Source organism: Ornithinicoccus hortensis (assembly GCF_006716185.1).
Taxonomy (GTDB): Bacteria; Actinomycetota; Actinomycetes; order Actinomycetales; family Dermatophilaceae; genus Ornithinicoccus; species Ornithinicoccus hortensis.
In genome coordinates this window covers 1,643,571-1,657,935 of the sequence record NZ_VFOP01000001.1, presented here as the reverse complement: position 1 = coordinate 1,657,935, position 14,365 = coordinate 1,643,571, and the positions used below count along the sequence as shown (strand labels likewise).

At 69.3% G+C, this 14,365-nt stretch carries 14 protein-coding genes; 4 read left to right on the top strand and 10 right to left on the bottom strand.

The genetic code is table 11. The features are described from left to right. Positions 1 to 2: 2 nt before the first annotated feature. Positions 3 to 866, bottom strand: coding sequence for a hypothetical protein (locus FB467_RS07735; RefSeq protein ID WP_141784585.1), 864 nt, complete (start codon positions 864 to 866; stop codon positions 3 to 5). Positions 867 to 1,225: 359 nt separating this feature from the next. Beyond that, complete coding sequence (locus FB467_RS07730; protein ID WP_141784584.1) at positions 1,226 to 2,011, bottom strand: hypothetical protein; 786 nt, start codon at positions 2,009 to 2,011, stop codon at positions 1,226 to 1,228. Between the two features lie 53 nt (positions 2,012 to 2,064). On the opposite strand from FB467_RS07730, the gene FB467_RS07725 reads away from it, so the two are divergent. Continuing rightward, on the top strand, positions 2,065 to 3,108 hold the full coding sequence (locus tag FB467_RS07725) for an alcohol dehydrogenase catalytic domain-containing protein (protein WP_141784583.1): 1,044 nt from the start codon (positions 2,065 to 2,067) through the stop codon (positions 3,106 to 3,108). A 16-nt stretch (positions 3,109 to 3,124) separates the two neighbouring features. Here FB467_RS07725 and rraA read toward each other — a convergent pair whose 3' ends face one another. Continuing rightward, positions 3,125 to 3,643 carry a ribonuclease E activity regulator RraA gene (gene rraA / locus FB467_RS07720; protein WP_228393115.1) on the bottom strand — a complete coding sequence of 173 codons (519 nt, stop codon included), beginning with the start codon at positions 3,641 to 3,643 and terminating at the stop codon, positions 3,125 to 3,127. A 251-nt stretch (positions 3,644 to 3,894) separates the two neighbouring features. Between rraA and FB467_RS07715 the strand changes: the two genes are divergently transcribed. Beyond that, positions 3,895 to 4,314 carry a hypothetical protein gene (locus FB467_RS07715; protein ID WP_141784582.1) on the top strand — a complete coding sequence of 140 codons (420 nt, stop codon included), beginning with the start codon at positions 3,895 to 3,897 and terminating at the stop codon, positions 4,312 to 4,314. Positions 4,315 to 4,482: 168 nt separating this feature from the next. Here the strand turns inward: FB467_RS07715 and FB467_RS18950 are convergent, their stop codons facing one another. The 3 genes from FB467_RS18950 to nrdR all read right to left on the bottom strand — a co-directional run bounded on the left by FB467_RS18950 (position 4,483) and on the right by nrdR (position 9,503). Continuing rightward, positions 4,483 to 5,907, bottom strand: coding sequence for an HNH endonuclease (locus FB467_RS18950; RefSeq protein WP_228393117.1), 1,425 nt, complete (start codon positions 5,905 to 5,907; stop codon positions 4,483 to 4,485). A gap of 110 nt (positions 5,908 to 6,017) precedes the next feature. Further along, positions 6,018 to 8,909, bottom strand: coding sequence for a vitamin B12-dependent ribonucleotide reductase (locus FB467_RS07705; RefSeq protein WP_141784581.1), 2,892 nt, complete (start codon positions 8,907 to 8,909; stop codon positions 6,018 to 6,020). Positions 8,910 to 9,029: 120 nt separating this feature from the next. Further along, positions 9,030 to 9,503: a transcriptional regulator NrdR gene (gene nrdR, locus FB467_RS07700; RefSeq protein WP_141784580.1), complete on the bottom strand. Its 474-nt coding sequence runs from the start codon at positions 9,501 to 9,503 to the stop codon at positions 9,030 to 9,032. 334 nt (positions 9,504 to 9,837) lie between these two features. On the opposite strand from nrdR, the gene FB467_RS07695 reads away from it, so the two are divergent. Then, the gene (locus tag FB467_RS07695) at positions 9,838 to 10,524 is read left to right on the top strand and encodes a hypothetical protein (protein WP_141784579.1); all 687 of its coding nucleotides are present in this window, start codon (positions 9,838 to 9,840) and stop codon (positions 10,522 to 10,524) included. Positions 10,525 to 10,544: 20 nt separating this feature from the next. Next, entirely contained in the window at positions 10,545 to 10,790 is a 246-nt protein-coding gene (locus FB467_RS07690; RefSeq protein ID WP_141784578.1) for a hypothetical protein, read from the top strand. A gap of 21 nt (positions 10,791 to 10,811) precedes the next feature. Here the strand turns inward: FB467_RS07690 and ribH are convergent, their stop codons facing one another. The 4 genes from ribH to ribD are packed head-to-tail and all read right to left on the bottom strand — an operon-like array spanning position 10,812 to position 14,253. Continuing rightward, positions 10,812 to 11,279 carry a 6,7-dimethyl-8-ribityllumazine synthase gene (gene ribH, locus FB467_RS07685; RefSeq protein WP_141784577.1) on the bottom strand — a complete coding sequence of 156 codons (468 nt, stop codon included), beginning with the start codon at positions 11,277 to 11,279 and terminating at the stop codon, positions 10,812 to 10,814. Continuing rightward, positions 11,276 to 12,592 (bottom strand): 3,4-dihydroxy-2-butanone-4-phosphate synthase, encoded by a 1,317-nt coding sequence (ribB, locus tag FB467_RS07680; RefSeq protein WP_228393118.1) that lies wholly within the window; start codon positions 12,590 to 12,592, stop codon positions 11,276 to 11,278. Before ribB ends, ribH begins: the two co-directional genes overlap by 4 nt. Further along, a complete protein-coding gene (locus FB467_RS07675) occupies positions 12,589 to 13,206 on the bottom strand; it encodes a riboflavin synthase (protein WP_141784576.1) in 618 nt (205 codons plus the stop codon). The genes ribB and FB467_RS07675 overlap by 4 nt, the downstream gene beginning before the upstream one ends. Then, a complete protein-coding gene (gene ribD / locus FB467_RS07670) occupies positions 13,207 to 14,253 on the bottom strand; it encodes a bifunctional diaminohydroxyphosphoribosylaminopyrimidine deaminase/5-amino-6-(5-phosphoribosylamino)uracil reductase RibD (RefSeq protein ID WP_141784575.1) in 1,047 nt (348 codons plus the stop codon). Positions 14,254 to 14,365: the final 112 nt, after the last annotated feature.

Below are 14,365 nucleotides of genomic sequence, written 5' to 3'. Positions count from 1 at the left end.
GTTCATTGGTTCACCCCCATGGCTGCCAGGAAGGCCTCGGTATTTCCCCTGACGTAGGTCGTAATCCACCGGCGGGCTTCCGGATCACCCAGGTCGATTGTGCCGATCCAGTTTTGATCGACCAGCAGCACGGCGGTGACGTGTTCGGCCACCTCGACACTCTGCATGGCCAGTAGAGCAAGCGGCCGCAGCGCCTTCGGGTCCTCGTCCTGGTAGATCTGCTGGAGCGCAGGGATGTGTTCGCGGATGCCCGCATCCTGCGGGAGGGCGGCCAACCTCTGCTGTCCGCTGTCACGCATCCTTCCCCACTGATCGGCATCCGGGATGAATCCGTAGCGGGCCCAGACGGAGACACCTCCTGGCGCGTCGTAGCCCATGATCTGGGAAGCGGTCAGCGAGATTTTCGTGATCCCCAACCGATCGAGGATCGGGAGCAGTTGGTCACGGAAGTAGGGGCGGGAGCGCCCGGGAGCGACGATGGTCTCGACCTTGGACGTCAGAGCGCCCCCCTCGTCGACCTGGAACACCTTGTTGAGCACGAAGGTTGCCGCCCCCGGCCGAAACTGCCGCTGTGGATCCACCACATGAATCTTGATCCGGATCCCCGTTACCCGCTGGTCTGACTGCTCCACGATGACGCTCACCCCGACCTTGCTCTCCTTCCGCTCTGTGTCGTTGAGCGGGGCGAGCAGTTCGCCCAGCAGGCCGCTAAGTGTGTACTCGTGCAGATGGTCCCGCCAGAACTGGTCCGCCAGCACGATGTCCCCACCACCAAGCTGGGCGATAGTGATCATCTCGTACGTGGCTCGCAGCGCCGTCTGGGCCTCCTCGCGATCGGCTGCCAGGATGTATTGGCGCTGCACCACTGGGTCCGGCGCTTTGCTCCCTTGACTCAAAGCGCCAAACACCGCCCGGTTCCCCGCGCCAGCCTGTAGCGCCAGAAGTTTGTCGATTGCCGGAGACCGGGGCGCACTTCTACGGTCCCGCCCGGTAGGTCGGGGGCGGACGCCACGGTCCGGATGGCTTGAGGAGTATGCAGATGCCTGGGTCATCTGTTGCGCGCCTTTCGGACCGAGTCGACCGTATGGGCTGGACTGCGAGATCGGTCCAGTCTCCCCATCCAGCCGGGTCCGCCATAGCCCCAAGGCAACACGCAACGAGCACGCTTGCCTTCCCGTTCGGGCAAGCGCTCGCCCGAACGTGAGAGTCAGCCCTCCCCACGGCCTTAATTCAGGGTCGCGGACACCGCCCTGGCCAGCGCGAAGCTGCGCTGCCAGTCCCCCACGTCCAACGGGTCGGGGTCGCCGAAGTCGTAGGCCAGGAACCAGCCGTCGACCACCTCCGCCTCACGCGGCTCCGCGGGGTCATCCAGCAGCCGCTGCACCTCCTCGGTGACGACCGAGTCCTCCGGCACGTCGCCGACCTGCACCGCCAGGTAGCGGCAACTCCCCGCATCCTCCGGCCGGCCACCTCCGGGCGGGTTGCCGGAGTGCCAGGACTCGGTGGCCACCTCGGCCTGGCGGCCGTCCTGGGTCCAGGCCACCAGGTCGTGCCGGACCCGGTTGCCGGCAAGCCCCCGCCCGAAGATCCGCCCCCGCAGCTCGGAGGGCCCGGTCACCGGCACCGACTCCAACCCGTTGGCCCGGGCGAAGGCCATCAGCTGGTACGGCTCCGTCCACCCCTCGACGGCCGGCTGCACCCGCGACCGGGCGAGGAGCCAGCCCGACAGGAGCCACAGCACGGGCGCCCCGAGGCCGAAGATCAGCCCGGATGCGGCGCCCTCGGACAGCAGGATCCACCAGCCGGCGACGGTGCAGATCAGCGCGACGATCGTCCACCAGATGAAGGCCACGCCCACCCAGGCGGGTGCCGCGTTGCCGCCTCCCCCGTCACCGGAGGCGGGTCCGTGGTGCCCGATCGCCTCGTCGTGCCGACGCACGGACTCGCGCCACCGGGCGACGTCGCGGGCGTCCGGCTCCGTCGTCAGCGGCGTGTAGTCGATGTCGTTCATGGCTATAGAGCCTAGGCGGCGGGCGTTACGGACCGTCCTGACAGGATGGCCCCATGCGCACGGTCCGGTTCGACGCCTTCGGTGAGATGCCGTACCTCGCGGACGTGCCGGTCCCACAGGCACCGGCGGGCGGCGTCGTGGTCCAGGTCGGGGCGACCGGCCTGTGCCGCTCGGACTGGCACGGCTGGCAGGGCCACGACCCGGACATCACCGCGTTGCCGCACACTCCCGGCCACGAGCTGGCCGGCGTGGTGCACGCCGTCGGCAGAGGCGTCGAGCGGCTGTCCGTCGGTCAGCGGGTCACCGTGCCGTTCGTCTGCGGGTGCGGCGACTGCGCCGTATGCCGGTCCGGCGCCTCGCACGTCTGCCCCCACCAGTGGCAGCCCGGCTTCAGCGGGCCGGGATCGTTCGCGGAGTACGTCGCGCTCCCGTTCGCCGACTTCAACGTGGTGCCGCTGCCGGACGAGGTGGGCTTCGCCGTCGCCGCGGGGCTCGGCTGCCGGTTCGCCACGGCATACCGCGGCATCGTCGACGTCGGCCGGGTGCGCCCCGGGGAGACCGTCGTCGTCTTCGGCTGCGGAGGCGTCGGCCTCGCCGCCGTGATGGTCGCCCGGTTGCTGGACGCCGAGGTCATCGCCGTCGACGTCAACCCGGCCGCCCTCCAGCTGGCCGCCGACCTCGGGGCCGGCAACGTGCTCGACGCCACGCGGGAGGACCTGGTCGACACCGTGCGGGAGATGACCGGCGGCGGAGCCGACGTGGCGGTCGACGCGCTCGGTAGCGTCGCGACCGCCCGCGCGGCAGCGCAAAGCCTGACGATCCGCGGCCGGCACGTCCAGATCGGGCTGCTCCCGCCCGCCGTCGTCGCCGACCGGGCCACCGTCCCGATGCACACCGTGATCGGCCGTGAGCTCCAGATCCTGGGCAGCCACGGCATGCCCGCCCGGGACTACCCGCGGATGCTCGCCGACATCGCCGAGGGCCGGCTCGCTCCCGAACGGCTGCTCGGTCGCGCCATCGGTCTCGAGGAGGCACCTGCCGCCCTCGCCGCGATGGACACCCCGGCCGGACCCGGGGTCACGATCATCGAGCCCTGACGGCTCCCCGCGGTTGTCAGCCCGCGGCCAAGGGGCCGCTCCGGCTCACCACGATCCCGTCCGCGTCCACCGCGACCCACGACCCGGGCGTGAACAGCGCACCGCCGAAAGCCACCGGCACGTCTCGCTCGCCTTCCGACTCCTTCTTCGAGCGCCGCGGGTTGGACCCGAGCGCAGCGATCCCCAGGTCCACCTGCGCCAGTGCGTCGACATCCCGCACCGCGCCGTGCACCACGACCCCCGCCCAACCATTGGACGCAGCCGTCGCCGCCACCATGTCCCCCAGCATGGCGACACGCGTCGAGCCGCTGCCGTCCACGACGATGACCCTGCCCTCCCCCGGCTCGGCGACCAGGCGTTTCAAGCCGGAGTTGTCCTCGAAGGCCCGCAGCGTCACCACGCTGCCACTGAACCGGCGCCTGCCCCCGTAGAGCCGGATCGGCAGGTCGACGCTGTCGAGCACAGCTTCATGCACATCCATCAGATCGGCCGTGGCCGGGGATCGGTCGGCGGAGGTCGTGGACATCTCGTTCATGATCCGATCCTCTCGTGACCTCGGTGCTACTCCCGAGGCGGGCTGCCGGCTACCGGCCGCCATGGCCCACCGAGTCGCTCACCCAGAACCGGTGCAACAACCAGAGAAACCCTCGAGAACTACCTAAAGCAGTTGAATAGCGTTGCTTAAATGTTGTCAAATTCCATTGCTGAATACCTCTTGTCAGAGAGCATTCTGCGGCCCTACTTTAGTTCTGGTCACGCTTGTGCCGTTCGACCGTGGAGGCAACCATGGTGCTGACGCAGGACACAGAGAGTCCCACCACCGCGCCATCGGGCGAAACCCCAGGTGGAGCCACGGACGCGCTCACCGCAGGCTCCATCTCCGTGGCCCAGTTGCTCCTTTTCGCTGGGGTCGTCCTGGCAGTCTTCGCAGTGGTCTATATCCTTGCTCGCCTCAAGCAAGCCCACGGACTCACAGGTGCGGCGTCGTACGCGACATTTGCTCGCCTGTACGGCCTGACAACGGTCGCTATCCTCGCGGTTCTTCTTGCATTCTCCAACGTTGCGGCCGAGTCACTCTCCGCCGCTTTCGCGCTCCTGGGAACTATCGCCGGATACCTCGCCGGCGCCTCGTCCCCGACAACAACAACGACGCAAAAACCCGTCGACGGCGGAGTGGAGGTCACGAAGGTCGAGGGGGGGATGTAGGGAACGACTGCGCTGTACGAGGGTGGCGCGGGCGTGGCGAGACCAGACTCGCACACGCATCACGTCCGCGGTGCCACAGAGTCATCCTGAGCCTCCGTGCTTCGGTCAGTCATTGCGGGCTGTCATGGTCGGATCCAGCGTGGCCAGGTCTGCCGACATGACTGTGGGCTATGCGGAACCGCCAGTCCTTTGAAACAATTCGTAGTGCTGCTCAAGCAACTCTGGATCCGGATATTCCGTCCTCAGATCCGGCAGGATCATCAGCCGCTGACCATGCCTCCCCTGCAGCGAATGCTTGAGGGTAGGCCCATCGACCTCGTCCAAGATCCGGTAGGCAACCTCAACGTGCAACGAGGGCGTGATCCCCATGATGTGGGAGTCGAATGCGGCATGGTGCAGTTTGCACAGCGCCAAACCATTCCTGACGGCCGCGATTCCCTGATCCTCAGAGTCACCCACGATGTGCGCTGCATCGAGGAGTTCCACGTGCGCCAGCGCACAGACAGAGCATCGATTTCGGTATGCCCGAAGAACCATCGCCCGAAACACGGGTTGGTGCAGGCGACGCTTCACCTCCGCGCGTGCGTAACGGCGAAGCACTTCCTCAGCCGGCGATTCGGGCTCCGTCGGAACGAGTCCGTACAACTCGTCTAGCGCGAACAGGAAGACTCCGTCCTGCTCTGCCGCGACGTAGACCGGAAAGATCGGTAGGAATAACCCGCCACCCACGTCCTGGAACAAGATCAGGGGCAACCTCGCCTTCATGGCTTGGCGCAAGGCCGGCCCCCCTCGAGAGGATGCAGACGGTATCCACCGCAGCAGGCCGTCGCGTTGGGATAGCTCACGGACGGCACCCTGCGTATTCCGGATGGAAAGGGGACCGCCAAATCCTGGCGGGGACCACACCTCGCCAGGGCCGCCGACGAGACGCACTGAGACTCCACCCATCTCGAAGTCCTGCAGCGACTCGAGACTCAAGGGTTCACTGCCGTCGTGGCTTCGAGCGCTGAGCCACTCCATGACGATTTTGCGACGATCCAGGTTCTCGGAGATTGAGAGTTTGGGCGCAGCCGACTCACGACCGCGGGAGCCCTCAGCAACGATCGGAGCGGAACTGACTTCTCGACTGACGGCCGGTTCTACGGCCAGGAGGCGGAAGACCACTACCTTCCGGATCTCCCCGTTCCGGTCAGGCGCATCCTCAAAACGCCATGGGTCGTCTGGGTCGATGTAGAACTCACCGACGTAGCGCTGGAGCTTGCCGCCAGATCGTTTTCGGCTAGCCACTTCGAACAGGCGCAAGGCCCGCCCTTCGCTATCGTGTCTGAGGATCGCTCCGTTACCTGCCGCCCCGGGGTCCTGGTCACCTACCTGACCTTCCCCGGTGTAGTGAAAGACCTCCCTCTCCGACCGATCCCAACCGTCATAGTTGTAACCGTGCTGTTCGCCTTGGCTTGGGTCGGAATACACCATGACGTTCGCGGTACTTCGAGAGGGCTCGATGCCGCCGAAGATCGATCCGCCATACAGGTCCTTGACCTCCGAGCGGGTGGTGAGGTCACCTGGCTCGAAGGTCCATGACTCATCCGCCATGACCGGAGCTTAGTCATCGCGACGTGACGTCGCCTGCTTCTAGGTATGCACCGCGAGTCAGCGAAGGGCCCCACCGGCAGAGCGGTAGGGCCCTTCGCTGAACTGCTAGGTCAGCTGCAGCCGCTGGTGCTCCCGCAGCCTTCGCACACGTAGCAGGACCCGGCAGGGCGCATCTTGGTGCCGCAGGTCATGCAGATCGGGGCGTCGGCGGACTTGCCCTGGAACTGCTCGAGCAGCTCTGCGGAGGAGTGCACGGTCGGCTCGGTGACCCGGGCCGAGGCGGCGCCCGCACCAGACTGGTCGGCGATCTCCTCGACCTTCTCCTGGCGCTTGCTGGCCGGGGCCGGGGACTGGCTGTAGGACTCCAGCTCGTCCTCGAGGGACTCCTTCTCGTCGCCGGACTCGTCGGCGAGGTAGGACCCGGTCTCCAGCTCGCGGGCCCGCTCCTCAGCCGTGTGGATGCCCATGAAGCTGCGGGTGTCGAAGTCCATGTAGTCCAGCGCCAGCCGGCGGAACACGTAGTCCATGATCGACTGCGCCATCCGCACGTCCGGGTCGTCGGTCAGGCCAGCCGGCTCGAACCGCAGGTTGGTGAACTTCTCCACGAAGGTCTCCAGCGGCACGCCGTACTGCAGGCCGATCGAGACCGCGATCGAGAAGGCGTCCATCACGCCGGCCAGGGTCGAGCCCTGCTTGCCGAACTTGAGGAAGATCTCGCCCAGGTCGCCGTCGTCGTAGGTGCCGGCGGTCAGGTAGCCCTCGGCGCCGCCCACGGCGAAGGACGTGGTCTGCGAGGTGCGCCGCTTCGGCAGCCGCTTGCGCACCGGACGGTACTCGATGACCTTCTCGACCTTGGCCTCGGACTCGATGGACTCGTCGTCCTTCTTCTCGTCCTTCTTGCCGTCCGAGAGCGGCTGACCGACCTTGCAGTTGTCCCGGTAGACGGCCAGCGCCTTGAGGCCGAGCTTCCAGCCCTGCATGTAGACGTCAGCGATCTCCTCGACCGTGGCGCTCTCCGGCAGGTTGACCGTCTTGGAGATGGCACCGGACAGGAACGGCTGGGTGGCGGCCATCATCCGCACGTGGCCCATCGGCTTGATCGCCCGGGCGCCCATCGCGCAGTCGAAGACCTCGTAGTGCTCCGGCTTCAGGCCCGGCGCATCGATGACGTGGCCCTTGTCGGCGATGAACTCCACGATCGCCTCGATGGTCTCCTCGGTGTAGCCGAGGATCTTCAGCGCCCGCGGGATCGTCTGGTTGACGATCTGCATGGAGCCGCCGCCGACCAGCTTCTTGAACTTGACCAGCGAGAAGTCCGGCTCGATGCCGGTGGTGTCGCAGTCCATCATGAAGCCGATGGTCCCGGTCGGGGCCAGCACCGACGCCTGGGCGTTGCGGTAGCCGTTCTTCTCCCCCACCTTCACCACGGCGTCCCACGCCTTGGTGGCGGCCTTGTGGACGTCGGCGTCCATCCCGTGCAGGGTGCGGATCTCGTCGTTGGCGGCCTGGTGCTTGCGCATGACCCGCTTGTGGGCGTCGGCGTTGCGGGCGTAGCCGGCGTACGGCCCGACCACGGCGGCCAGCTCGGCGGAACGCTTGTAGGCGGCGCCGGTGAGCAGCGAGGTCAGCGTCGCGGCGAGCGAGCGGCCACCCTCGGTGTCGTAGCCGCGACCGGTCGCCATGAGCAGCGCGCCCAGGTTGGCGTAGCCGATGCCCAGCTGACGGTAGTTGCGCGTGGTCTCACCGATCGGCTCGGTCGGGAAGTCGGCGAAGCAGATCGAGATGTCCATCGCGGTGATGACCAGCTCGGCGACGGCCTGGTACTTCTCAACGTCGAAGGTGTTGTCGTCGCGCAGGAACTTCAGCAGGTTCAGGCTGGCCAGGTTGCACGAGGAGTTGTCCAGCGACATGTACTCCGAGCACGGGTTGGACGCGGTGATCCGGCCGGTCTCGGGGTTGGTGTGCCAGTCGTTGATGGTGTCGTCGTACTGGATGCCGGGGTCGGCGCACTCCCAGGCGGCGACCGCCATCTTCTGGAACAGCTCGCGGGCGTCGACGGTGTCGATGACCGAGCCGTCCATCCGGGACCGCAGGCCGAAGTCGCTGCCGTCCTCGACGGCCTTCATGAACTCGTCGGTGACCCGGACCGAGTTGTTGGCGTTCTGGTACTGCACCGACACGATGTCTGCGCCGCCCAGGTCCATGTCGAAGCCGGCGTCGCGCAGGGCGCGGATCTTGTCCTCCTCGCGCGCCTTGGTCTCGATGAACTCCTCGATGTCCGGGTGGTCCACGTCGAGGACGACCATCTTGGCCGCGCGGCGGGTGGCGCCACCGGACTTGATGGTCCCCGCGGACGCGTCGGCGCCACGCATGAAGGAGACCGGGCCGGAGGCGGTGCCGCCGGAGGAGAGCAGCTCCTTGGAGGAGCGGATACGGGACAGGTTCAGCCCGGCGCCCGAGCCGCCCTTGAAGATGAAGCCCTCTTCCTTGTACCAGTTCAGGATCGAGTCCATCGAGTCGTCGACCGACAGGATGAAGCACGCGGAGACCTGCTGCGGGCTCTTGGTGCCGACGTTGAACCACACCGGGGAGTTGAAGCTGAAGATCTGGTGCACCAGGGCATACGTGAGCTCGTGCTCGAAGACCTCGGCGTCCTCGTCGGTGGCGAAGTAGCCGTGCTCCTTGCCGGCCGCCGTGTAGGTCAGCACGACCCGGTCGATCAGCTGCTTGAGGCCGGTCTCCCGGGCGTCGGTGCCGACGGCCCCGCGGAAGTACTTGGTGGTCACGATGGTGGAGGCGTTCGCCGACCAGAAGTCGGGGAACTCCACGCCGCGTTGCTCGAAGATCGTCTCGCCGGTCTTCCAGTTCTGCTGGACGACGTCACGCTTCTCCCAGGTGACCTCGTCGTAGGGGTGAACACCGGGCGTGGTGTAGATGCGCTCGATCTTCAGACCCTTGCCGCCCCGCCGCGAACGGGATCGTGCCCCGGCCGTCTCCGTCATGAGCTACTCCTTGTGACTCGTACTTCGTGAACTGGTGTCTGCATCTTCAAATCCTGCTGGCAGCCTCGCACAACCGTCTGACAGACCACCGCTGACCTGCGGTGATCCGTCAGGGCCGCGCTACGGCATGCCCCCTGCTGGCGCCGCGTCCCGCTCGGTCCGCAGCAGCGTGATGGCCGCCTCGAAGTCCTCCAGGGAGTCGAACGCCTGGTAGACGCTGGCGAAGCGCAGGTAGGCGACTTCGTCGAGGCAGCGCAACGGGTCCAGCACCGCCAGTCCCACCTCGTGGGCGTCGATCTCGGCCTGCCCCATCGCGCGGATGGACTCCTCCACCTGCTGTGCCAGCACCTGCAACTGGTCCTCGGTCACCGGTCGGCCCTGGCACGCCTTGCGGACGCCGGCCAGCACCTTCTCCCGACTGAACGGTTCCGTCGCTCCGGACCGCTTGGTGACGGCCAGGGTGGCCGTCTCCACGGTGCCGAACCGCCGCCCGCACTCGGGGCACTGACGCCGCCGGCGGATGACCGTACCCTCCTCCTGCACCCGGCTGTCCACGACGCGGGAGTCGGTATGCCGGCAGAACGGACAGTGCACGACTCCTCCTTGCGTGACGGGTCGGGTGGGGACGAAGTTGGGGACGTCCTGTGGAGAACGTGTGGGCAACGGTGGTTCAGCTGTGCACAACATGTGGACGAACCACATCTGTGTAACTACTAGATATAGCGATCCTAGGCACGACCCGTCACTAGATGCAACACCCTGGAGGTCAGGTTTCTGCCGGGTTGTGAACGTCGCAGGTCAGCCCACATGACGCGCCGCCGACCCCCGTTCCGGGACCGGCGTGTCCCCCGGAACGGTCGCCCCTGCGCACCCACCGGAGACCGGCAGAACTGGACTTTCCCGACCGTCGCGGGTTGGATCCGTGGGTGTGACCCGGCGTATCGCACGCCTTCTCCTCGTCCTGGTGCCCCTGGCCGCGTGCAGCCGGGAGGCAGAGGGCGGACCCGAGGATTTCCGGGCCCGCGCCGCCAGCCACTGCACGGAGGTCGTGAACGACCACCTGCTCCTGGAGCCCGGGCAGGACGGTGTCGAGGTCCTCGCGGCCGCCCTCGGGGACGAGGAGCCCACACCCGAGCAGATCAGCGATTGGTCCGCCGGTCTCCAGGAGGAGGTGGACCGGCTCGGGTCCATCCGGGAGGCGCTTAGCGAGTTCTCCCCCGACGACCCGGACGAGGACGCCCACTGGCAAACCGTCGTGGCCGGCAGCGATGCCGAGGCCGAGGCGCTCCAGGCCCGCCAGCAACTCCTCGAGGAGGCCTGGGACGAGGTCAAGGACCGGTTCGAGCCCAGGCCGGCACCCTCCGATGACGTGGAGGACGCGCTGGCCGCGCTCGGCCTGGGGCGGACCGACTGCCACTGGGTCTACGCACCGGCCGTCGTCGAACCCGGGTCCGAGGACTTCGTCCGTGACGTCACCACGACCTGCACCGACATCGCGAACCGGCGGCACGCGGCCGGATACAGCCAGGACGCCGACGTGGCCTCGACGTGGTCATGGCGACCTTCCAGGACGGCCCGCCAGACGACCTCCCCGCCGAAACGACGGACGCGCTGAACCGCCTCCACGACGAATGGGTGCAGACCGTGGACGACCTCGAGTCGGTCGACGCCGCGAGCGCCAGCGACCCTGGAGCGTGGACCGCCACCCTGGAGGCCGCGCGCGAACGGGTCGGGATCTCCGGCGACCGGGCAGCGGCCGCGGAGTCCGGTGACCAGGCTGCGATCGCCGAGGCCTTCGAGATCGGCCGGGGCGACCACCCCGGTCCGGCGTTCGCGGAGCTCGGTCTCGAGCAGCGCAGCTGCGCCGGCCTGCAGTTCTAGCGATTCACCGAGACCCCCGGGTCAGGCCCCGCCCAGGGCCGCCGCCGTGGCGATCGCGGCCGTCGCCGCTTCGTGCCCCTTGTCCTCGACCGACCCAGGGAGCCCGGCACGGTCCAGCGCCTGCTGCTCGTCGTCGCAGGTGAGCACGCCGAAGCCGACGGGCACACCGGTGGTCACCGCGACCTGGGTCAGCCCCCAGGTCGCCGCCTGGCAGACGTAGTCGAAGTGCGGCGTGCCACCGCGGATCACCACGCCCAGGGCGACCAGTGCGTCATACCGCTGTTTGGCCAGGCGCGCGCAGGCGACCGGCAGCTCGAAGCTGCCCGGCACCCGCACCACGTCCACCCGGTCGACCCCGGCCTCGGCGAGCGCGCGCTCCGCCCCCGCCAGCAGGCCGCCCATCACCTCCTGGTGCCAGGAGGCGGCGACGACCGCCACCCTCATCCCGCTGCCGTCGACGTTCACCGTCGGTGCGCCGTGCCCGCTCATCCGGTCCTCCTGGTCAGTGCGGCCACCGGGACCGCGTGTTCATGGTCGTCGTGGTCGTGGTCGCTCCGGGTGTCCACGGCGCCGGGGATCGAGACGTGCCCCAGCCGGGTCCGCTTGGCGTGCAGGTATCCCGCGGCCTCGGGGACGGGCGGCGTGTGCGAGGCGAGCACGTCGGCCACCGTGAGGCCGGCGGCCTGCAGCGCCGCCACCTTGTCCGGGTTGTGCGTGATCAGCCGCAGCGTCCCGATCCCGAGGTCGGTGAGGATCGCGGCCGCCGCGCCGTACTCCCGCGCGTCGACCGGCAGGCCGAGCGCGGTCTGGGCGTCGACGGTGTCCACGCCGGTGTCCTGCACGGCATACGCGCGCAGCTTGTCGACCAGGCCGATCCCCCGGCCCTCGTGTCCGCGCAGGTAGACCACGACCCCACCCTCGTCGGCCACCCGCCGCAGGGCGTCGTCCAACTGGGGGCCGCAGTCGCAGCGCCGCGAGCCGAAGGTGTCCCCGGTGAGGCACTCGGAGTGCACCCGGACGAGCGGCGCGACCTCACCCGCGCCGCGCGGGGAGACGAGGGCGACATGCTCGGCCCCGGTCGTGGTGTCCCGGTAGCCGTGCACGGTGAACAGTCCGTGCGCGGTCGGCAGCTGTGTCGTCGCCGCCCGCCGCACCCGCTGGTGCCGGCGGCGCCAGGCGATCAGCTCGGCGATGGTGATCACCGGCAGGTCGTGGGCCTCCGCGAGGGCGTGCACGGCCGGGCCCCGCAGCGGCTCGCCCGCGTCGTCGACGAGCTCGGCGATCGCGCCGACAGGGGTGAGGCCGGCGGCGGTGCACAGGTCGACCGCGGCCTCGGTGTGGCCGGGACGCTCCAGCACCCCACCCGCCCTGGCCCGCAGCGGCACCACGTGGCCGGGCCGGATCAGGTCCTGCGGCCCGGTCGTCGGGTCGCCGAGCAGCCGGATGGTCCGCGCGCGGTCGGTGGCGCTGATCCCCGTGGTCACCCCGTCGGCCGCGTCCACCGTGATCGTGTATGCCGTCCGCAGCGGGTCCGCGTTCTGCGTCACCATGAGCGGGAGCTCGAGGCGGTCGGCCCACTCGGCCGGCATCGGGGCGCAGACGTAGCCGGAGCTGTGCCGCACGGTCCAGCCCAACCACTCGGTGCTGAGCGTCTCGGCAGCCAGGATGACGTCGCCCTCGTTCTCCCGGTCGGCGTCGTCGAGCACGAGCACCGGCCGGCCCTGCCGCAGCGACTCCAGCGCCGCCCCGACCGCGGCGTCCACGGAGTCCTGCTCCGTCGGGACCGGCTGGAAGGCGTTCACGAGGTCACCCCCACCGGCTGCCCCACGCGGTCGCCCAGCAACCGCTCGACATACTTGGCCAACACGTCCACCTCCACGTTCAGCCGCTCCCCCACGGCACGGCGGCCCAAGGTGGTCACGGCCAGGGTGGTCGGGATGAGGGAGACCTGGAAGGTGTCGTCGGTCACCGCCGAGACGGTGAGCGAGACCCCGTCCAGGGTGACCGAGCCCTTGTGCACCACGTAGCGGGCGATCTCCGGCGGGAGGGCAAGTGTGACCACCTCCCACCGCTCGCCCGGTTCCCGGGCCAGCAGCGTCGTGGTGGTGTCGACGTGCCCCTGGACGACGTGCCCGCCGAACCTCCCGTCCGAGCGCAGCGCCCGCTCCAGGTTCACCGGTGCCCCGGGGTCGAGGTCGCCGAGGGCGGTGTGCGCCAGCGTCTCGGCCATCACGTCGGTGCTGAACTCGCCGTCACCCACCTCGGTCACGGTCAGGCAGACGCCGTTGACGGCGATCGAGTCGCCGTGCCCGGCGCCCGCGGTGACCAGGGGGCCGCGGATCCGGAGCACGGCCGAGTCCCCCAGCTCGGTGCGGGCGACGAGCTCGCCGAGCTCTTCCACGATTCCGGTGAACATCTAGATCTCCTTCTGGGTGCCGACAGGGCGGGCGGTGAATCGGATGTCGGGGCCGACGCGGCGCAGGTCGGTGACCTCCAGGCGCGCGATCCCGTCGATGGTCGTGATCCCCAGGTCCCCCACGGCGGCCGGTCCCGCCCCCAGCAGCGCCGGCGCGAGGTAGCTGACCACCTCGTCGATCAGCCCGGCGCGCCAGCAGGCGGCCGCGAGCGTGGCGCCCCCCTCGAGCAGCACCTGGCGGACCTGGCGCGCGTGCAGGGCGGAGAGCGCCTCCGCGGGGTCGTGGGTGGGCAGGCGCAGCGTCTCGGCCTGGCCGTCCAGCAGGCGGGCGCCCTGGGGCAGGTCGCGGTGCCCCACGACGACGCGTAGCGGCTGGCGCTCCCGGAGGGTGCCGTCGTCGTGCCGGGCGGTCAGCGACGGGTCGTCGGCGAGCGCGGTCCCGGTCCCGACCATGACCGCGCCGGACGCCGCACGCAGCTGCTGCGCGTCCGCGCGGGCTTCCGGGGAGGTGATCCAGGCGCTGCTGCCGTCGGCCGCGGCGATCCGCCCGTCGAGCGTGGTGGCCATCTTCCAGACCACCCGGGGGCGGCCGTGCCGCACCGCGAAGCTGAAGGCGGCCACCAGCTGCTCCGCCTCCTGCGCGAGTTCGGCACCGACGGCCGCTGCTCCCTCGCTCACCCGCACCCCGTGCCCGCGCAGCACCTGCGCCCCGCCGCCGGCCTCCGCACTGGGGTCGGACACGGCATACACGACCGCTGCCACTCCGGCGTCGAGCAGGGCGCGGGTGCACGGCGGGGTGCGCCCGGTGTGCGAGCAGGGCTCGAGGGTGACGTATGCCGTCCCGCCCCTGGCCCGCTCCCCCGCCTGCGCCAGCGCGACGACCTCGGCGTGCGGGGTGCCCGCTCCGGCGTGGTGGCCCTCCCCGACGACCTCGCCGGCGGCGTCCAGCACGACCGCACCCACCCGCGGGTTGGGGTCGGCGGCGGGGCCGCGCAGCGCAGCGCGCAGCGCGCGGCGCATCGGCTCACGGTCCACCGTGCTGGTCATCGGAAGGTTCACTCCCTCTCGCTCGGCCACTGGCTCGAGCTCCGGGAGGATGGGCGACCGGCCTCGGGGTGCGCGTGGACCAACGTCGGAGTCCGACGTCGGCCACGGTCTC